Annotated in this window: 17 protein-coding genes and 1 pseudogene; 8 read left to right on the top strand and 10 right to left on the bottom strand. The window is 65.0% G+C overall.

The window, feature by feature from the left end; all coding sequences use genetic code 11:
* The first annotated feature begins 42 nt into the window (after positions 1-42).
* Both E1742_RS00425 and E1742_RS00420 read left to right on the top strand, forming a co-directional pair.
* Positions 43-2,991 (top strand): PAS domain-containing hybrid sensor histidine kinase/response regulator, encoded by a 2,949-nt coding sequence (locus tag E1742_RS00425; RefSeq protein ID WP_229466398.1) that lies wholly within the window; start codon positions 43-45, stop codon positions 2,989-2,991.
* A 267-nt stretch (positions 2,992-3,258) separates the two neighbouring features.
* A complete protein-coding gene (locus tag E1742_RS00420; protein ID WP_134382730.1) occupies positions 3,259-4,251 on the top strand; it encodes a diguanylate cyclase domain-containing protein in 993 nt (330 codons plus the stop codon).
* Positions 4,252-4,370: 119 nt separating this feature from the next.
* On the opposite strand, the gene E1742_RS00415 is transcribed toward E1742_RS00420, so the two are convergent.
* Positions 4,371-4,787, bottom strand: a complete 417-nt coding sequence (locus tag E1742_RS00415; RefSeq protein ID WP_134382728.1) for a hypothetical protein — start codon at positions 4,785-4,787, stop codon at positions 4,371-4,373.
* A gap of 203 nt (positions 4,788-4,990) precedes the next feature.
* Between E1742_RS00415 and E1742_RS00410 the strand changes: the two genes are divergently transcribed.
* Complete coding sequence (locus E1742_RS00410; RefSeq protein ID WP_134382726.1) at positions 4,991-6,628, top strand: response regulator; 1,638 nt, start codon at positions 4,991-4,993, stop codon at positions 6,626-6,628.
* A gap of 69 nt (positions 6,629-6,697) precedes the next feature.
* Here the strand turns inward: E1742_RS00410 and E1742_RS00405 are convergent, their stop codons facing one another.
* A complete protein-coding gene (locus E1742_RS00405) occupies positions 6,698-7,213 on the bottom strand; it encodes a hemerythrin domain-containing protein (protein WP_134382724.1) in 516 nt (171 codons plus the stop codon).
* A gap of 160 nt (positions 7,214-7,373) precedes the next feature.
* Between E1742_RS00405 and E1742_RS00400 the strand changes: the two genes are divergently transcribed.
* Entirely contained in the window at positions 7,374-8,078 is a 705-nt protein-coding gene (locus E1742_RS00400) for a sensor histidine kinase (RefSeq protein ID WP_134382722.1), read from the top strand.
* Between the two features lie 219 nt (positions 8,079-8,297).
* Here the strand turns inward: E1742_RS00400 and E1742_RS00395 are convergent, their stop codons facing one another.
* The 3 genes from E1742_RS00395 to E1742_RS00385 all read right to left on the bottom strand — a co-directional run bounded on the left by E1742_RS00395 (position 8,298) and on the right by E1742_RS00385 (position 12,013).
* Positions 8,298-9,551 (bottom strand): NAD(P)/FAD-dependent oxidoreductase, encoded by a 1,254-nt coding sequence (locus tag E1742_RS00395; RefSeq protein WP_229466891.1) that lies wholly within the window; start codon positions 9,549-9,551, stop codon positions 8,298-8,300.
* Positions 9,552-9,667: 116 nt separating this feature from the next.
* Positions 9,668-10,162, bottom strand: a complete 495-nt coding sequence (locus E1742_RS00390) for a hypothetical protein (RefSeq protein WP_134382718.1) — start codon at positions 10,160-10,162, stop codon at positions 9,668-9,670.
* A 267-nt stretch (positions 10,163-10,429) separates the two neighbouring features.
* Positions 10,430-12,013: a hypothetical protein gene (locus tag E1742_RS00385; RefSeq protein ID WP_229466396.1), complete on the bottom strand. Its 1,584-nt coding sequence runs from the start codon at positions 12,011-12,013 to the stop codon at positions 10,430-10,432.
* 217 nt (positions 12,014-12,230) lie between these two features.
* Here E1742_RS00385 and E1742_RS00380 point away from each other — a divergent pair, with 217 nt between their 5' ends.
* Positions 12,231-12,698 (top strand): GNAT family N-acetyltransferase, encoded by a 468-nt coding sequence (locus E1742_RS00380; RefSeq protein WP_134382716.1) that lies wholly within the window; start codon positions 12,231-12,233, stop codon positions 12,696-12,698.
* Positions 12,699-12,701: 3 nt separating this feature from the next.
* Here E1742_RS00380 and E1742_RS00375 read toward each other — a convergent pair whose 3' ends face one another.
* Positions 12,702-13,193 (bottom strand): Lrp/AsnC ligand binding domain-containing protein, encoded by a 492-nt coding sequence (locus E1742_RS00375; RefSeq protein WP_134382714.1) that lies wholly within the window; start codon positions 13,191-13,193, stop codon positions 12,702-12,704.
* 104 nt (positions 13,194-13,297) lie between these two features.
* Here E1742_RS00375 and E1742_RS00370 point away from each other — a divergent pair, with 104 nt between their 5' ends.
* The gene (locus E1742_RS00370; protein WP_134382712.1) at positions 13,298-14,581 is read left to right on the top strand and encodes a D-amino acid dehydrogenase; all 1,284 of its coding nucleotides are present in this window, start codon (positions 13,298-13,300) and stop codon (positions 14,579-14,581) included.
* 269 nt (positions 14,582-14,850) lie between these two features.
* Positions 14,851-15,684, top strand: a complete 834-nt coding sequence (locus tag E1742_RS00365; RefSeq protein WP_134382710.1) for an HDOD domain-containing protein — start codon at positions 14,851-14,853, stop codon at positions 15,682-15,684.
* Here E1742_RS00365 and E1742_RS00360 read toward each other — a convergent pair.
* Positions 15,681-16,580, bottom strand: a complete 900-nt coding sequence (locus E1742_RS00360; RefSeq protein WP_371860188.1) for a LysR family transcriptional regulator — start codon at positions 16,578-16,580, stop codon at positions 15,681-15,683. The genes E1742_RS00365 and E1742_RS00360 overlap by 4 nt on opposite strands.
* 112 nt (positions 16,581-16,692) lie before the next feature.
* Here E1742_RS00360 and E1742_RS00355 point away from each other — a divergent pair.
* Positions 16,693-17,860: pseudogene (locus tag E1742_RS00355) on the top strand (mandelate racemase/muconate lactonizing enzyme family protein).
* Positions 17,861-18,257: 397 nt separating this feature from the next.
* On the opposite strand, the gene E1742_RS00350 reads toward E1742_RS00355, so the two are convergent.
* The 3 genes from E1742_RS00350 to E1742_RS00340 all read right to left on the bottom strand — a co-directional run bounded on the left by E1742_RS00350 (position 18,258) and on the right by E1742_RS00340 (position 19,817).
* Positions 18,258-18,491 carry a hypothetical protein gene (locus E1742_RS00350; protein ID WP_134382704.1) on the bottom strand — a complete coding sequence of 78 codons (234 nt, stop codon included), beginning with the start codon at positions 18,489-18,491 and terminating at the stop codon, positions 18,258-18,260.
* A gap of 134 nt (positions 18,492-18,625) precedes the next feature.
* Positions 18,626-19,216: a lysozyme inhibitor LprI family protein gene (locus E1742_RS00345; protein ID WP_206076718.1), complete on the bottom strand. Its 591-nt coding sequence runs from the start codon at positions 19,214-19,216 to the stop codon at positions 18,626-18,628.
* Between the two features lie 25 nt (positions 19,217-19,241).
* Entirely contained in the window at positions 19,242-19,817 is a 576-nt protein-coding gene (locus E1742_RS00340) for a hypothetical protein (protein ID WP_134382702.1), read from the bottom strand.
* Positions 19,818-19,844: the final 27 nt, after the last annotated feature.

Raw genomic sequence — 19,844 nt, 5'->3', positions numbered from 1 at the left:
CCGACGCCTGCCGTTTTTTGCTGTGACAATTCCATGATTTTCTTGCCCCCTGATGCAGACCCGCCACGCCCCACGCCGGCAGCGCGCGACGAACCGCGCCTGCCGCTGGAGCAGTTAGGCGCAGTCCTGGCCGGCATCAGCGACGCGCTTGCCGTCGTCGACCGCTCGTGGACGGTCCTGCACCTGAACCGGGCTGCTTCCCGCCTGCTGCATCCGGGCCGCCACGAGGACGTTGACGGGTGCGATCTGTGGGAGGCATTCCCGGAACTGACCGGCACGATGCTGGAAACGCAGCTGCGCCAGGCCATGGAACGACAGCACGCGGCGCATGTCGAATTCTACTTCCGGGCACGCCAGCGCTGGATCGAAGTGCGCGCGTACCCGTTCGGTTCGGACCAGGCGCAGGGCCTCGCGCAAGGTCTTACCATCACGCTGCTGGACATCCACCAGCGCAAGCAGCACGAACGGGCGCTGCGTGAAAACAGCAACCGGCTGCAGGTCGCGCTGGCGGCCGGCAAGCTGGGCGACTGGACCTGGACGGCGGCCACCGACCAGGTGGCGCTGGGCGCGCGCGCGGCGCAGATCTTCAAGCTGCCCCGGGGCGCCACCCTCACCTGGACGGCGCTGCAGGAACGCATCGTCGCCGAGGACCGCGCCGAAGCGCAGGCTGCCTTCCTGCAGGCATTCACGACCCGCACCGATGTCAGTGTCGAATGCCGCATCGCGCGCGGGCGCGGCACGGCATGGCTGGCAATCGTCGGACAGGGCAATTACGACGACGGCGGCCGCCTGCTGGGCATGACCGGCATGGTGCAGGACATCACCGAGCGCAAGGCCGCCGAGGACACGCTGCGCCACAGCGAGGAACAGCTGCGCGCGCTGGCCGATTCGATTCCCCAGCTGGCCTGGATCGCCCATCACGACGGCCGCATAGTCTGGTACAACCGCCGCTGGCATGAGTACACGGGCATGCCGCCCGCCCAGCTGGAAGGCGACGGCTGGCAGCAGGTCTATGCGCCCGAGTGCATCGACGCGATGGTCGCGCACTGGCGCACGTCCACGGAAACCGGCAAGCCGTTTGAAATGGAGGTCCCGATCCGCGGCGCGGATGGCCAGTACCGCTGGTTCCTGACCCGCGCCAACCCCGTTCGCGACAGCGCCGGGCAGATGCTGCGCTGGTTCGGCACCAGCACCGACGTGGACCAGGTCAAGCGCGCGCAGGAAGCACTGCGCGACGAAACCAACATTCTTGAAATGCTCAACAGCACCGGCAATGCGCTGGCCCGCCACCGCGACCTGCAGCCGCTGCTGCAGGAAGTGACGGACGCAGCCACCCGCATCGCCGGTGCCCGCTTCGGCGCGTTCTACTTCAGCAGCAACGACCGCTCGCTGCGCCTCGGTGCGCTGTCCGGCCAGCCGCCGCCCGGGTACGACGATCTGTCGGGACCGGGCGCGGCACTGCTGGCCGGGCAGCACCCGGTCTGGCAGGGCGAGGCGCAGGCGGCGCCCGGCGCCGGCATCGTGCGCTGCGACGACCTGCCGGCGCAACCGGACTGCCTGCCGCAGGTGGACCGCGCCCATCTGCCGGACGTGCGCAGCTTCCTGGCCGCCCCCGTCATGTCGCGCACGGGAGAGATGGTGGGCACCCTGCTGTTCGGCCACCCGCAGGCAGGGGTGTTTGGCGAGCGCACGGAGCGCATCGTCGGCGGCATCGCCGCGCAGGCCGGGGTGGCGATCGACAATGCGCGCCTGAACGAGGCCGCGCGTAACGCGGCCGAGGAACGCATTGCCCTGCTCGACCGCGAGCGCAGCGCGCGCGCCGAGGCGGAGCGCAGCAGCCGGATGAAGGACGAATTCCTCGCCACGCTGTCGCACGAGCTGCGCACGCCGCTCAACGCGATTCTCGGCTGGTCGCAGGTTCTGCGCCGCGGCAGCCGTGGCGAAGCGGACTTGCAGAAGGGCTTGCAGACAATCGAACGCAATGCCCGCGCGCAGGCGCAGCTGATCGAGGACCTGCTGGACATGAGCCGCATCATGTCGGGTCAGGTACTGCTGGAAATGCAGGGCGTGCTGCCGGTGACCGTCGTCGAGGCGGCTGTCGAAGCCGTGCGCCCGGCGGCCGCAGCGAAGAACATCGTCATCGAGAGCGACTTCCAGCCCTGCCCGATGATCGCGGCCGATCCTGGCCGGCTGCAGCAGGTGGTCTGGAACCTGCTGTCGAACGCCATCAAATTCACCCAGCCGGACGGCCACGTGCGCGTGACCGTGGGGGAGCGGGCGGGCTACGCGGAGATCGTCGTGTCCGACACGGGCATCGGCATCGGTGCCGAATTCCTGGACCACGTGTTCGACCGCTTCCGCCAGGCCGACGCGTCGACGACGCGCCGGCACGGCGGCCTGGGGCTGGGACTGTCGATCGTCAAGCACCTGGTCGAGCAGCACGGCGGTACGGTCAGCGCCGCCAGCGGCGGCGAGGGCCATGGCGCCGCGTTTACCGTACGCCTGCCGCTGGCGGGCAACCTGCCGCTGGGCGAGCGCCCGCGCGCCGGCCTGCAGGCGCCCGCCACGTCCGCCCTCGCCCGCGACGGCGAAATGCCGGACCTGCGCGGCCTGCGCGTGCTGGTCGTGGACGACGAGGCGGACGGTCGCGAGCTGATCAAGCGCGTGCTGTTCGATTGCAATGCGGAGGTGGTGAGCGCGGCCACGGCAACGCAGGCGCTCGAACTGGTGCCGCGGCTGCGCCCGGAACTGCTGGTCAGCGATATCGGCATGCCCGACATGGATGGATTCGAACTGCTCGAGCGCATCCGTGCGCTGGGTCCGGCGGCGGGTGGCGACGTGCCCGCCATCGCGCTGACGGCGTTTGCCCAGTCCGAGGATAAGCTGCGCGCGCTGGAAGCGGGCTTCCACGACCACCTCTCCAAACCGGTCGAGCCGGGCGAACTGATCGCGGCGGTGGCACTGATGGCAACGGCCTTCCGGCGCGGGTAGTGGTTGCGAACTATTTGTTGTTTTTTAGCCACTGCACGACATAAAAACAACAAGTCTTGAGGGAAATCATAATTTCCTTCTGTTCCTACTTGAAGACGCGGCAATGTCCTACAAGAAACTTCAGAAGATTTGCTACACTTTAGCTTCCGAAAAATCTTCTCCCGGAAAAGATTTTTCAATCCGTGCGACGCAGCAAACCCTGCGGCGCTACACTTGGTGTTCCGCTCCAGGCCGAAAAAACGCCGGAGCACGTAATGCGAGATAACTATGCCCAGCCCAGATGAGATCCTGAATGCCAAGATCCTGGTGGTGGACGATTGCGCGGACAATGTCGATCTGATGCTCGAGATCCTGCGCGAAGCCGGCTACACCGATGTCACGGCAACCATGCTGCCCGATCAGGTTTGCTCCCTGCATCGGCAGCATTGCTACGATCTGATCCTGTTGGATTTGCAGATGCCGGGCCTGAACGGCTTTCAGGTCATGAAAGGTCTCAAGGAGATCGAGCAGGACGGTTACCTGCCTGTGCTGGCCCTGACGGCGCAGCCCAGTTTCAAGATTGCCGCTCTCGAAGCCGGCGCGCGCGACTTCATCAGCAAACCGTTCGACCTGCTGGAAGTGCACAAGCGCATCCACAACATGCTAGAGGTACGCCTGCTGTATAAAGAGCTGGCCCAGTACAGCAAGAAGCAGCAGGAACTGGCCCTGCACGATCCACTGACGAGCCTGCCAAACCGGCGCCTGCTGGAAGACCGCATCGAGACGACGTTGCAGCACGCGCTGCGCGCGCAGCGCAAGGCGGCCGTCATGTACCTCGATCTGGATGGCTTCAAGGCCATCAACGACACCCACGGCCACGCCTATGGCGATGAGATCCTGAAACTGGTTGCGCAGCGGCTGGTCGGCTCGTCGCGCAAGGAAGACACGGTCGCGCGCGTCGGCGGCGATGAATTCGTCATCGTGCTGGGCGACGTCAGCGGCCTGGGCGACGCCCGCGAGCCGGCCTCCAAACTGATCGAAGTGGTGTCCGAGCCTTACCTGGTCATGGGCGTCACGCTGCGCCTCTCGACGAGCATCGGCATCGCCCTGTTCCCGGATGACGCCACGTCCGTTGGCGACCTGATCCACGCGGCCGACAATGCGCTGTATGACGCCAAGCGCGCCGGCAAGAACCGTTATTGCGCCGCCCCGGGCAGCACGAAAGGTGCTGCCGGCGTCGTCGCGCACCAGCTGAAAAGCGTTGCCACGACGGTTGCCTGAGGATAGGCCGATGGGATGGCCACCCTGGGTGACCTGTCCCTCTCGTCCAGCAACGACAAAACCCGCGTCCAGGCGCGGGTTTCTCATAACGACGCGTGCCGCCCTCGGGCGGCGGGTTCTTACTGGGCGACTTCCTTTTCCTTGCCGCTTTCGGTGGATGCCTCGACCTTGTTGGCGTGCTGGTGGTCGCCCTGGGCATCGACCTTGTCCGGCGCCACTTCAATGCGCGTGATGCCGGAATCGACGGAGATCGGGTCGCTGGCGGGGAACGTCATTTCCACGGCATCGTCGAGCAGCTCTTCCTTGGCCTTCTCCGCCGGCTGGAGCTGCTCCTCGTCGGCAAGCGTGGTGATGGCCACGGCCCACTTGACGAAATTCAGACTGGCCAGTTCGCGCACGGTGGTGACGTTGAAGGCCTTCTGCAGCGCCTTGGCATCGTCTTCGCTGACACCGCGCAGGGCACTGATCGGGGCATCGGCCAGATCCTTGAAGCACTTGCCCAGGTGTTTATTGTCTACGACGGTATCGATATTCATGATGTGTCCTTTCGTTTAGTTGCCGTGTTGTCTACGCTTTCAATATGGCATGAAAACACCCGGCTGTATGTGCGCAATCGAACAATTCGGAGCGCGTCCTGTAGTTCCATGGACTTTTGACTTTGCAATATGCTATTGCTATGATCGTCCGGATGTTTGTCTGACAGAACTGTTCGCTTCAACGCGATCAACATAAAATTAACGTGCCAAAATTGGACAAACCAAAAATCCTCGTCGTCAACGATGACGCCAACAGCCTGTTCGCTCTGACGAGCCTGCTGGCACAATGGGCCGAGGAAGAACCGTACGAGGTGATCGCTGCTCGCAGCGGGGAGGAGGCCTTGCGGCAGGTTCTGCTGCATGACTTCGCAGTCATCCTCCTCGACGTGAACATGCCCGGCATGGACGGCTTCGAGACGGCCGAAGCGATTCACCAACGGGGCCGCTCGGCCAATGTCCCCATCATCTTCATCACGGCCTTTGTCGCGGACGAACTGGACCGGCTGAAGGCCTACCAGCGCGGCGCCGCGGACTTCCTGTTCACGCCCGTCATCCCGCAGATCCTGCATGCCAAGATCTCGGTTTTCGTCGCGCTTGCACTGAAGAACGAAGAACTGAAACAGCAGGCGCGCCAGCTGCATCAGCGTACCAACGACCTGGTCAGCAGCAACCGGCAACTCCTGCAGGAAATCGAGGAACGCAAGATCGCCGAACGGCAGAATCACGCGAAAGACGAATTCCTGGCCATGCTGGGACACGAACTGCGCAATCCGCTGTCGGCCATCAGCAGCGCTGCGTCGCTGATCGCCCTGCCCGGGGTGTCGATGGAAGGCGCGGTCCGGGCCAAAAAGATCATCCAGCGCCAGAGCCAGCACCTGGGCCGCATTGTCGACGACCTGCTCGACCTGTCCCGTGCGATGTCGGGCAAGATCCTGCTGAACCGCGTGCCCGTCGACCTGGCCGCGCTGATCGGCAACTGCCTGGAGACGTACCGCGCGACGGGCCGCACGGCCCACTACAAGGTCAGCGCGGAGCTGGAAGCGGGCTGGGTCGACGGTGACGTCACGCGGCTGGAGCAGATCTTTTCCAATTTATTGGACAATGCGTTGAAGTACACCGCGCCGGGTGGCACGATCGACGTCGTGCTGGAGGTGGACGGGGACGATACCGTGCTGACGATTCACGATACCGGTGTCGGCATCTCCACCGAATTGCTGCCGCATGTGTTCGATGTGTTCGTGCAGGGCACGAGTACGATCGACCGTGCGCAGGGCGGACTGGGAATCGGCCTGGCGCTGGTGCGGCGCCTGACAGAGTTGCATGGCGGCAGTGTGGACGCCGAGAGCGCAGGGCCGGGAGAAGGCAGCGTGTTCTCGATCCGCCTCCCAAGAATTGAACGAATTATCGAGAAAGAGCCGGAGATCATGGATACGAACGAACAAGCCAAGCCCAATGTGCTGCTGATTGAAGACAACGACGATGGCCGCGAAATGATGGCCATGATGCTGAGCTGCTACGGGTACGACGTGCGCTCCGCCCCCGACGGCCTGCAGGGGATCGAGACGGCCCTCAGCTACCGGCCGGACGTGGCGCTGGTCGATATCGGCCTGCCCGGCATCGACGGCTACGAGGTGGCGCGGCGCCTGCGCGCCAACAGCGACACGAGCGGCATCCGCCTGATCGCGCTGACGGGCTATGGCCTGGCGGAAGACCAGCGCCGCGTGCTGGAGGCGGGCTTCAACATGCACCTCGTCAAGCCTGTCGATATCGAAAGCCTGATGAAGGCCATCAGCAGCCTGACCAATCCGAACGCCACACCGACGGCGGCACCGGCGTCGTAAGGTTAGCGGCATGATGCCGGCGGCGGGCCGTGCCCGCCGCCAGTGACGACCAGACGCGGGCCGATACGGTTAGATGCGTGGCTGGCTGCCCTGTTTCGACGGGGCGACCAGGAGCGGCTCCGGCGGGATCTCCGTGATCTCGTCCTTACGCGCCTGGATCTGGCGGCCCAGCTCGACCATGTCCAGCCCGGCCTTCTTCGCTTCCGGGAACATTTCCTTCTCTTCTTCCTGGACGTGGTGGTCGATGTACTCGCCCAGCACTTTCACTTTCGCGTCATACAGGTCGTCCTGTGGCTCCATGCTGCTGATCTGCGCGATCAGGTCTTTCGCCGAAGCGTGCTCGACGGTTGCTTCGTCCACCATGTCTTCGGCGTCGTCGGCCTCTTCGCGCATGGCTGGGTAGAAAATCTCCTCTTCGGCGATGGCGTGCTTGGTCAGCTCCAGGCAAATCTTGTCGGCCAGCTTCTTCTTGGCGACATAGGCGCGTTCACCCAGTTCTTCGAATTGTTTGAACATCGCCTTCACTTCGGCGTGATCCTGCTTCAACAGGGCGATCGCGTCTTGCGGCTTGGCTGTGGCACTCATGGCTGCTCCTTGTGTTTGGTTGAACGACAGCCATAGATTGCCACTTTTGCAGCATATGCTCTGTGCGGCACTTCACGATCATGCCAGTGCGACATTTCCGCAAAACCTCATGTATGATCCGAGCGTTACCGATTGCAGACCAAAAACAAGAAGCCCACCCATGTCCGACATTGCACCGGAAGATCAGACCGACACGGCGCGCATCGCCGAACTCAGCGAGCTGCTGGGTCACGTCAACACCGCCTGGGACAACGAGCGCCGCGCGCTGGCCCGGCAGCTGCACGACAGCGTGGGCTCGTCGCTGACGGCGTTGACGATGCACCTGGGTCTGCTGACGGCAAAACTGCCTGCCGAGCCGCCCGCGCTGCGCGAACGCGCCGCGCAGATGAAAAACCTGCTGCACACCATTATCGAAAACAACCGCCGTATGCAGCACAAGCTGTGGAACGACAAGCTCGAATTTCTCGGCATCAAGGTAGCGTTCGGCGAGCTGGTGCTGCAGTTCGGCGAACAATACCGCGTGCAGGCGCGCTACAGCCTGCCCGAGGATGAACCGTCGTGCTCGCGCGAACACGGCGTCGCGCTGTTGTTCGCACTGGAAGAAGGCCTGCGCAATATCGCCGCCCACGCTGGCGCGACGGAAGTTGACGTGATCCTGGACGACAACGAGGACGAGATCATGCTGACAGTGCGCGACAACGGCAGTGGCCCGGGCGCCCCGGACGCCGGCGCCGACAAGTTTGGCCTGCGCCTCGTGCGCGAACGGGCCCGTCACCTCGGCGGCACGCTCGAGCTGAAAGCTCACCCGGACGGTGGCTCCGCGCTGACGCTGCTGCTGCCGAAAACGCCTGCCGCTGCCGCCTGATTCGTCAGGGATGCAAGGCTTCAGCGCGGATAGCTGACCCGGGAAGGCCAGCGACTACCGCGTCCGCGCGAAGCACCACTCCCGCCACTGGCTGCTGTCACACGCATGGGCCTCAGGCAAAAGCCTGTCCCCGGCAACTCAGGCCCGTTGACTGCGGATCGGCCGAGGCTGGCGAGACACCGGCAGACACCTGGGACTTGCGCCCGGCGCCAGAGACTGTCAATGCAGCTTCACATGCGGCGTGGAGCGCTTGATCAAGAACCGCGCCAGCGCCAGCACGCCCGTGCGCATGGTCCCCATGATCGCCTTGTGATGCATCAGGTGCAGACTGGTGTACATCAACCGCGCGAACGCCCCCTCGACAAACCAGTTGCTGCCCTGCAGTGAGCCCATCAGGCTGCCGACGGACGTCGACTGCCCGAACGACACCAGCGATCCGTAATCCCGGTAGACGTACGGCTTGCCGCGCGGCGGCTTGCCCTGCTCGCGCCGCAGCAGCGCGTCCAGCAGGTAATCGGCCTGCTGGTGCGCCGCCTGCGCCCTGGGCGGCACGGGCTTGCCGTCCGCGCCCACGCACAGCGCGCAGTCGCCCAGCGCATAGATGTTCGGAAAGCCTTTGACTGACAGCTCGCCCGTCACGTCCACCTGGCCACCCTTGACGGTCGGCAAGCCCAGCCTGGCAAGGAGATCGGGCGCCTTGATGCCCGCGGCCCAGACAGTGATATCGGACGGGTACACGGTACCGTTGCCGACGATGACCTTGTCCGCCTCGATGGCCGTCACGCGCGTTTCCACGCTGACGCGCACACCCCGCTCGGCAAGCAGCTTGACGGCCGCCGTCGACACCCGCTCCGGCAGCGGCGCGAGAATGCGCGGCGCGCCTTCGAGGATCGTGATGCGCACGTCCTGCATGGGCTGCAGGTGGCCGAAGCCATAGGCGGCATAAACGCCGCTGGCCTCGCGCAACTCCGCAGCCAGCTCGACGCCGGTGGCGCCGCCGCCAATAATGACGATGTCGATTCCCGACCCGCCGCCGCTGCCCCGTTCATGCTCGCTCTTCTCGGTCGCGGCCTTGGCGAGCAGTTTCAGCAAGGTGAGACGGAAGCGTTCCGCATCCTCCGTGCCGTTCAGGGAAATAGTGTGCTCGGCCGCGCCGGGCACGCCAAAGTAATTCGATGTGCTGCCGACGGCCAGCACCAGCGAATGGAAACCGATGGACCGCCGCGGCAGCACGGTCTCGCCGGCGGCTGTCTCGATCGGCCCGACGGTGATCGTGTTCTGCGCCGTGTCCAGCGCCTCGAGGGCACCGTAGACGTAAGTGAAGCCGTTGTCGTGCGCCAGCATCTGGTACGACAGGCCCTCGGCGTGGATGTCGAGCGAACCCGCCGCCACTTCGTGCAGCGACGGCTTCCAGATATGGTACAGGCGGCTGTCCACCAGCATGACCTTCTTCGGGCCCAGCTTGCGCCCCAGCTTGCAGGCCAGCTCAAGGCCGCCCGCCCCTCCCCTACAATGACGTAATTGCTCTGCAAACGTTTCTCCTTGAACGTGAAAAGCCGCGACCCGGCGGCGGCTGGCGGGTCGCGTACTCAGTCGCGCCCGTGGCCGTTGCCGTGGCCGTGCCCCTTGCCATTGCCATTGTCATTGCCGTGGCCCTTGCCATTGCCGTGGCCCTTGCCATGACCCCGATCATCGTGACCGCGATCGTCATGGCGGTCGTAACGCGGCTCGTGTCGCGGACCGCCATGGTCATGCCGGGCCCGGTAGCGCGGCGCGTATTCGTTCAGGTACCAGCTGTCCTTGACAAAATAGACGTTACGCCCGCAGGCATTGTAGGCGCGGCAGTGCCGGCTCCAGTGCTTGGCGTGGCCGGGCGGCACGCGCAGGTACAGCGGCGCTTCCACATGGCGTGCCGGGCGCTGCACGATGACAGGCTCGCGGTAGATAACCGCGGGCCGCGTGTTGCCGATATCGATGCGGCCGTAGAAGCCCGGCTGGCCGATATCGATGGAAACGCCCACGTCCTGGGCAACTGCAAAGGACGACAGCACCAGCAGGCTGGCGGAAAGAATCAGGTTTTTCATAAACTCGTAGTAGTGGAAGCAAGGCGCGAAAACAGGACGCCGGCGATCATTGTACAGAGGACGCGGCTACCCCGTCGGTGCGGCGCTGAACAAAGGCTGGGACAGGGGGTGCTCCGGCGAGCGGCCGCTTGCGGGCCGTGCCCGATGTTTCCTTGAAATGCCGAGCCAGGCACCGCCCGCCGCCGCAGACCCACCTGCAAAGTCTTTAACTGGTACGAACAGACACCGTTTTCCAAAGGCGAAAACGGAAGTCTGTCCGGCAAGTTGTCATGCGGCCCGCGCCAGCGCGGCCTCCAGCTGGGAAATGGCGCCGCGCGCCTGCGCAATCACCTTGTCGGCAATGCGCTTGCGCATCCCCTGGATGCGCCCGGCGGCCTCAGCCTCCAGCATCAGCGGCGTCAGCAACTGGCTGGCGGACTCGTAGAATGCCGTGCCGATGCGGTCGAGCTGGACGATGAACGACTCCTCCGCCTCTTTCATGCGCCGGCGCAGCTCCTCCTCGAAGGCGCGGCGCTTGTCGCGGATCTCGTCGCGCTTGCGCTTGTTGCTGTCGGTCGCCCACTTGAACGCGCTGGCCAGCAGCACGGCACCGCCGACAAAGGGCACCACGGGCGCGACGACCGGCACCACGACGGCCACGCCGAAGAGGTAAGCAGCCGTGCTGGTACCCGCGGCGGCGACGGCGCTGCCCATCAAGGTCAGGTTGGCCGCGGTGTCGACCGTATTGACAAGACGCGTGCCGATGCGCAGCCGCGGCATCAGCCGGGCCAGCGCGGCGCTGTGCTGGCGTTCGAACGCGTTGACCTGCGACAGCCGCATATCGGACTGGAACAGTTTCAGGTCGTGATTGAGCAGGTCCAGCGCCTCCTGCTTGCGCCGCGTGACGCGCTGCAGGCGCGTTTCCATCTCCTGCGCGAACTGCTGGCGGCCAATGCTGGACCACACCTGCTCGTCCTTCCACTGCTCATTGTCCAGGCGCTCGCCGATGGCCAGTTCGACGGCGTTGCCGGCATCCTGCACGGCCTCGTCGATATCCTGCCACAGCACCCGGCGCTCGTAGGCGATGCGGGCGTCGATCAGCGCAAGACGCTGCAGCACCTGCTGGCGCAGCTGTTCCGCCGTGGCCGACAGCCCCGCCGCGCCCGCCTCCGCCGCCAGCGGCGCACCGGCGTTCTCCTCGTACGTGGCAATGCCCTGGCTGATGGTGGCGACCGCCCGCTGCACGGCCTCGCGCAGCTGGTCGTGCCCCATCATGCCGCCATTGAAGCCGCGCGCATGATCGAGCAGCTCCGTCTGGCCCGTGCTGCGGCCGAAATCGGCGATGGCGTCGACCAGCCCCGGCCCCCTGACGAGCTTGCGTGCCTGCGTGCCCAGGTTGTTCAGCAGCCGGCGCTCCTGCTCCGGCGGCAGCGTGTAGAAATGCTCGGGCGTCAGGCGGATGCCCAGCGCGCGCGCCACCTTCTGCGCCAGCGGCCGGGACTTGGTGCCGTGCAGCGCCAACAGCGGGCGCATCAGCATGAAGGCGCCGTCGCGCGTCGCCATGTCGGCGCCGTTGCTGCTGCGCGAGAGCGCGTTCAGCGACCATTCCACCGTCACGCCGGACTCGATCGCATTGAGCACCAGGGCCGTGAACACGGCGGACGCCTTGCCCTCGCCGGCGATATCGGTCACGGCGGCGAACTGGGCCAGCGTGAGCGAACCGTCCTCGCCCACGGCGATGGCACCGACGGCGCGCGCCAGCGCGGAGGCGAAGCTGTGGTCCGAGCACAGGTGCTCGTCCAGCGTGCGCAACTTCAACGTATGCTCCGGCGCGGCCGGCATGACTTGCGGATGCGAAGTTGCGTCGTTCACGATGATCCCCTGTGCGTTATGGCGCGCGATGTTGCGTCGCGGTCTCCGCCGCGGTCCGATGCCGTTTTGACATTCTAGCGGAAGCACCGGACCGCGGAAACCGCCGCGCAGCGGTGCGCGTCCCGAACTGGGCCGGGCGCCACCCATTGCAAACCATTAGTAAGCATGCAAGAATGCCGAACTGTTATCAGGCGCACGCAACATACCGGAGACCCCGATGCAGATCACGCTGGAACCAGTCACCATCGACAACTTTGAAACGCTGATGGAGATGACCCTGCCGCCCGAGCAGGACCGCTATATCGCCAACAATGCGTTCTCCATCGCCCAGTCGCGCTTCTATCCAAACTATCGGGCGCGCGCCATCTATTGCGACAGCCGCCCGGCCGGCTTCCTGCTGTATGCCGTGGCGGCCGGCGACGTGCCCGGCCACTACGCCATCTACCGCCTGATGGTCGAGCATGAACGCCAGGGTCGCGGCATCGGCCGCCGTGCGCTGGAGCTGTTGCTGGCGGAACTGCGTGCCCAGCCGGATGCGCACCGCATCTCGATCTGCTACCACCCCGACAACGCGGTGGCGCGCGCCCTTTATCTTGCCTGCGGCTTTACGGAGGTGGGCATCGACGCCGACGGCGAGATGATTGCGCACATCCTGCCGAATGCCCCGGCAGCCTCCGCCGCCTGACCCTCATGCCGGCTCCGTCGCCAGCACCAGCGTCTCCTTGATCTCCTCCATCACCACATAGCTCTTCGACTGCGCGGCGCCGGGCAGATTGAGCAGCATGTCGCCCAGCAGCTTGCGGTACTCCGCCATCTCGTGGATGCGCGCCTTGATCAGGTAGTCGAAGTCGCCCGAGACGAGGTGGCATTCCTGCACCTCCGGGATGCGCAGCACTTCGCGGCGGAACTGTTCGAAGTGGCTGGCCGATTTCTGGTTCAGCGTGATTTCCACGAACACCAGCAACGTCGCCCCCACGGCAGCCGGATTCAGCCGGGCGTGGTAGCCGGTGATGACGCCGTCGCGCTCCATGCGCTTGACGCGCTCGATGGCAGGCGTGATCGACAGCCCTACCTGCTCGGACAGATCCTTCATCGAGATGCGGCCGTCCTGCTGCAGGATGCGCAGGATCTTGCGGTCCAGCTTGTCGAGGGTGCGTACCGACTCTTTTTGTGTGCGCATGATTTTCCGCTGAATTCGAGAGGTTTTATAGTAACAATCACTACCTCGACCACATTATCATAGTAAAAATCTGCATACAACATTTCTTATACTCGAGGCAAAACATGCGTGTCGTGATTCTGGGCAGTGGCGTTATCGGTGTGACCACGGCTTATTACCTGGCCCAGGCCGGCCATGAGGTGACGGTGCTCGACCGCCAGCCCGGTCCCGCGCTCGAGACGAGTTTTGCCAACGCCGGACAGATCTCGCCCGGCTATGCGTCGCCATGGGCCGCACCCGGCATTCCCCTGAAGGCCGTCAAGTGGATGATGCAGCGCCATGCGCCGCTGTCCATTTCGCCCGATGGCACGCTGTTCCAGTTGCAGTGGATGTGGCAGATGCTGAAGAACTGCAATGCCGACAGTTACGCCGTCAACAAGGAACGCATGGTCCGGCTGGCCGAGTACAGCCGTGACTGCTTCAAGGCGCTGCGCGCGGCTACCGGCATTTCGTACGAAGGCCGCCAGCAAGGCACGACGCAGCTGTTCCGCACGCAGAAGCAGCTGGACGATGCCGCCAAGGATATCGAAGTGCTGAAGGAAACAGGCGTGCCGTATGAGCTGCTGGGCGCGCGCGAGCTGCTGTCCGCCGAGCCCGGCATTGCCGCCGACCGCCTTGTGGGCGGCCTGCGCCTGCCGAACGACGAGACGGGCGACTGCCAGCTGTTTACCACGCGCCTGATGGCCATGGCCGAGTCGCTGGGCGTGAAGTTCCGCTATAACGTGGACATCACGGACCTCGTCACGAAAGGCGACGAGATCGCCGGCGTGCGCTGTGGCGCCGAGATCGTCACCGGCGACTCGTATGTCGTGGCGCTGGGGGCCTATTCGACGGCGTTGCTGAAGAAAATCGTGCAGATACCCGTCTATCCGCTCAAGGGCTACTCGATCACCGTGCCGATTGCGCACGCGGAAAAGGCGCCCACGTCCACGATCCTGGACGAGACGTACAAGATCGCCGTCACCCGCTTCGACGACCGCATCCGCGTGGGCGGCATGGCCGAGATCGCGGGCTTCGACACGCGCCTGAACCCGCGCCGCCGCGAAACGCTGGAGATGGTGGTCAACGACCTGTTCCCCGGCGCGGGCGACACCGCACAGGCATTGTTCTGGACGGGTCTGCGCCCGATGACGCCGGACGGCACGCCCGTTGTCGGCCGCACGCCGGTACGCAATCTGTTCGTCAACACGGGCCACGGCACCTTGGGCTGGACGATGTCGTGCGGCTCCGCGCAACTGCTGGCCGACATCATGTCGGCCCGCCGCCCCGCCATTTTCGCCGACGACCTGTCCGTCGAGCGCTATCGCAGCAAGGGCGCTGTGCGCCAGCCGCAACTCGCGGGCGCCTGACGACGGCCGGAGCCGCCCGGTGCCGGGTCAGCGCCGGCACGGCCACGGCCGCGCTCGTGACAACATCGGGGTCAGGCACAGAAACTGTCATCGCGCGCCGCCGCACGGGGCTTCAAGGCCGAGCTTGTGACAGTTTTCGTGCCTGACCCCTTTGTTGTCACGAGCTGGGCCGCTGGCATTGTGTCCCTTGGCCGCACATTGTTGTCACCGCGCCCCCCACCGAGCATGCACAATTGTGTCGCTGTGCCGCCGTGCGTATAATTTTATCCATGAATAAACTGGAAGCCTTCGGGCACATCGCCGCGCTGGCGATCCGTGGTGACCTGGTGTTTCCCACCAGCGTCAATGCGGCATTGCGCGTACAGCTCGCACTGGACGACCCCGACTGTCCGATGGATGAGGCCATCCGCCTCGTGCTGGCAGAGCCGCAGCTGGCGGCGCGCACCGTCGCACTGTCCAATTCGGCGATGTTCAGCCGTGGCGGCGGCACGATCACCAATGTGCGCGCCGCCATCAACCGCATCGGCTACCACAACCTGTATGCGCTTGCGGCCGCCATGGTGGTGCGCCAGTTCGGCAGCAAGATTGCCGACCCGGCATTGCGCGTCAAGGCGGAGCAACTGTGGCAGCACACGGTGCACGTGGCATGCCTTGCCCGTATCATCGCCCGCGAGGTGACGGAAGTGAACGCGGACACAGCGCTCTTCGCCGGCATCGTCCACGAAGTCGTTGGCTTCTACCTGCTGTCGCGCGCCGACGAGTTCCCTGGCCTGCTCGATCCGGACCCGGAAAACTGGCAGCCGGCCAGCGAGGAAATCATCCTGCGCGAAGTGATGAACAAGCTGGGCATTCCGGAGCCCGTCGCCAGCGCCATCGAAGGCTTGCGCGACGGCTTCCTCGGGGTGCCACCGGAAACGCTGCTGGACACGCTGCTGCTGGCGAACCACTTCTCCCCCGTGGCTTCGCCGCTGGGCACGGCACGCGAGGAAGTGCCGCAGGCCGAATCCGTCGTCGACCTGTTCATCGACGAGGAAATGGCCGCGCGCATGGTTGCTCAGGCCGAGCTCGACGCGGCCGCGATGAACAGCGCCATGCTGGTCTAGGCCTTTCCCCTGCGTTTTTCCTTCTCTCCGGCGGAGAAGTGCTCCGCCAGGAAATCGATGAAAACACGCGCCCGCACGGGCAGGTTGCGACGGTCCGGGTAATACACGAACAGGTCCGCCGCCGGCAGCGTGAACTCGGGCAGCACGACGCGCAGCCTGCCGCTGTCCAGGTATTTCGCCAGGTCCCATTCCGACCGGATCAGGATGCCGTGACCGTCCAGCGCCCACCCCAGCACGATATCGCCATCGTTGCTGGACAGGGCGCCATGCACCTTCACCACCTCGCTGTGCTCGCCGTGCAGGAAGCGCCAGATGCCGTAGGCGTCGTCGTTCTGGCGGTGGATGATGCAACGGTGGCGGGCCAGCTCGGCCAAGGTGGCGGGCGCGCCATGCCGCTCCAGGTACGTGGGCGAGGCGCACAGGAAGCGCCGGTTCGACAGGATGCGGCGCGCGTTCAGCCGCTTGTCCGGCAAGGTGCCGAAGCGGATCGCCAGGTCGAAGCCGCTCTCGACGATGTCGATGTGACGGTCCGTCACCTCCATCAGGACCTCCACCTCCGGATAGCGCGCGGCGAACGCGGACACCAGCGGCGCCAACACCGTACGCCCGAATCCCAAGGTGGCGTTCACCCGCAACAGGCCGCGCGGGACCGCCCTGCCCTGCGCCACCACGTCCTCCATGTCGCGCACATCGGCCAGGATGCGGGTGGCGTGCAGCAGATAGGTTTCGCCCTCGCTGGTCAGGCTGAGGCTGCGCTTCGTGCGATTCAGCAGGCGTACGCCCAGCCGGCTTTCCAGCGCCGCCAACCGCTTGGTTGCGGCCGGTGGCGTCAGGTCGATGGCGCGGGCGGCTGCCGCCAGGCTGCCGTGACGAGCAATCAGGACGAAAAACTGCATGTCCGATGTAGGGTCATTCTTCACTGAATTTCACTTCTCAAATGAATTTTGGAGAATTATAGACCTGCGCACCGGCTTTAGACTGTGGCCTTCGATTCCCCCTGGAGCTGCCATGCAAATTGTTGAAATACGCGAAAAAAACCATCCCGATCAGCTCACCGATCCGCAACGCCTATATCGATTTCAGCAAAATGACGCTGAGCCTGGTTGCCGTTGTCACCGACGTCGTCCGCGACGGCAAGCCCGTCATCGGTTATGGTTTCAACTCCAACGGCCGCTACGGCCAGGGCAAGCTGATGCGCGAGCGTTTCATCCCGCGCATCCTGGAAGCCGAGCCCGCTTCGTTGCTCGACGATAGCGGCAGCAACCTCGACCCGCACCGCATCTGGCACTGCATGTTCACCAATGAGAAACCGGGCGGTCACGGCGAGCGCTCGGTTGCCATCGGCACCATCGACATGGCCGTCTGGGATGCCGTGGCAAAGATCGCCGGCCAGCCGCTGTTCCAGCTGCTGGCCGACCGTTACGGCAGCGGCCGGCCAGAGCGCAAGGTGTTTGTCTACGCCGCGGGCGGCTATTACTACCCCGGCCAGGACCATGGCAAGCTGAAGGACGAGATGCGCAGCTATATCGACCGCGGCTATACGGTCGTCAAGAAGAAGATCGGCGGCGCCTCGCTGGACGAGGACCTGCGCCGCATCGATTCCATCCTGAGCGTGCTGGGCGACGGGCAGAAGCTGGCCGTCGATGCCAACGGGCGCTTCGACCTGGACACGGCGATCGCGTATGCGAAAGCGCTGTCGCAGTATGACCTGTTCTGGTACGAGGAAGCGGGCGATCCGCTCGACTTCGAACTCCAGGCCACCCTGCGCAATTACTACAGGAATCCGATGGCCACAGGCGAAAACCTGTTCTCGATGCAGGATGCGCGCAACCTGATCCGTTACGGCGGCATGCGTGCCGACCGCGACTGGCTGCAGTTCGACTGCGCGCTCTCGTACGGCCTGGTGGAATACCTGCGCACCCTCGACATGCTGCGCGAACACGGCTGGTCACCCAGCCGCTGCATTCCGCATGGCGGCCACCAGATGTCGCTCAATATCGCAGCTGGCCTCGGCCTGGGCGGCAACGAGTCCTACCCCGATCTGTTCCAGCCGTTCGGCGGCTTCCCGGACGGCGTCAGGGTCGAAAACGGCCATATCACGATGCCGGACCTGCCCGGCATCGGGTTCGAAGGCAAGGCCGACCTCTATCGGGAGATGCGACAGCTGGCGCAATGACGCGCAGGTGACGGCGCGTGCAACCGGGGTGTGCAACATGGGCGTACAGCCAGTGCATGCGACCGTGCCACGCACCAGCCCTGGAAGCTTGCGCCGCCGGCAGTACCGTGGTCTCAACAGCCAGCACCTGAACATTAGCGAGAGATCGACCCGGCACCCTTCGGCCGGATGAATAAGACATCCGTTGCTATGATTGCCGGTGGGATATAGGCGGCTGCTCAGTCCAGGTCGGCGATGCCTGGATCGTTGCCAGGTGGTCGCGGTTCATGACCAGGCAGATCAGCGAACGCAGGATCTAGTCGGTAAAGGGCGTCAGTCTCTTCAGCGGCAACGGGGACGGCGGCAGCGCCGTACGGTCCGCTATAGCCGCGCATTGCCGCCAGGCCGGGAGCAGGCGCTAGCGCCCTTCGTGCCTGGCCGCATAGTCCTCACGCACGTGTCGAGAGATATATGTCGACAATCCGCGTCCCGCCAGCGCCAGCCGCTTCATTTCCTCCACGTGTGCGCGGCCCGGCCGGCCATACGTGTACTCGTAGACGTCGCCGCCGGCGAACTTGACGGCAATGGCATCGGCGCGGATGTCATAGGCCAGCACGCCGGAGTGGCCTTCCAGATTGCGATAGCGTTTCATGGGGTCAGTCTAGCGCGGGCCGGTTACGGCGCCGCGCACGGCTGACGATTCGCGCACCGGCAAGATCGGGCCACCCCGGGCAGGCATCGGGGCTGATTCGACGCCGCATCGAAAGGCGGCAGCAGCAGCGGCCATCATGGTTTCGCAGCCGTATAGACGTAGGTCGCGCCACCGCCGTCGCGCAGCGTCAGCTTGCCATCCTTGCGGCTGACCGCGTGGAAGTCGTAACCGAGGGCGGGCTGGCTGATGTGCGCGATGTGCAGCCGGCAACCCTGATACGTCCAGACGCCCATCATGTCGAGGCGGTGGTTGCGCCACGATGTAAAGACGCGCTTCGTACGCTCGTGCGACAGCTCGAATTCTTCCGGATCGGTGCCGTCGATCCCGCGCCACGCGCCAATCAGCTGGGCTTCCGACACCTCGCAGGGTCGCTCGCCGCCGCGCAAGGCAGCGATGCGGGTCGTGTAGGCTGCGCGCAGGCAGGCCGCGTCGGTGCACCGGTCGCGCACGTCGGCCAGCCAGGCGCGCTGCTGCGCCAGCAAGCCAGGGTGGCGGCCCGAACGCCGCGCCGCTTCGTACGCCTTGGCGAGCTCGCCATCCAGCGCCGACAGCGCGGGCTGGGCGCAGATCATCCGCTCGACCCGTGTACCGGCCCTGGCGCAATCGAAGCCGGCCGCCGAGGCGTGCCCCGCGACCAGCGCCGGCAGCCACCAGGACCACCCCAACAAAATTCATAACGCTGCCATACCGTTACCTTGCCGGCCGGTAACGCCCGCCCGCGGCGATGAAGAACTCGTCCTTCAGCGCCTCGTCGGCATTCTGGTATTTCGCCACCGAGCGGCGCGTCTCGACCGGCTCGAACATGGGAACGTCGCCGTCGCCATTGAACCCGTACACCCGGAACTGGACGGAGCCCTTTTTCAGACGCTCGGCGGGGGTATTGCCGTCGCGCTCTGCTTCGACCGCATACAGCTGGCCCTGCTGGCGGAAGAAGGCGATGGCGACCATCGTGGCGTCGCCGGTCTCCGCGCTGCGCAGGTTGTAGCCCATGCCCTTCGTTGCCGGCATCGTGACGTGCATCCACGGCGCATCCGCCTTGGACGGCACCAGAAAGACGGTGTAGGTATCGAAGCTGGTGGCGCTCAGGTTGCTGACTAAGCCGCGCATGATCTGGAATTTGTCGTCGCCCGCCGTGACGTCGTTGACGCCATAGCGCAGTGGCAGTTCGGCTTTCTCGGCGGGCGGCTTGGCGGGCGCGGCAGCCAGCGCGCCGTGCACGCTCAATGCAAACAGCGCCGGTGCGGCCCATGCAGCCTGAAGTCTCATCTGGTGTCCTTGCAGATTAGCAAAACG

Source organism: Pseudoduganella plicata (genome assembly GCF_004421005.1).
Lineage (GTDB): Bacteria > Pseudomonadota > Gammaproteobacteria > Burkholderiales > Burkholderiaceae_D > Rugamonas > Rugamonas plicata.
This window is presented reverse-complemented; position numbering and strand designations above follow the sequence as displayed.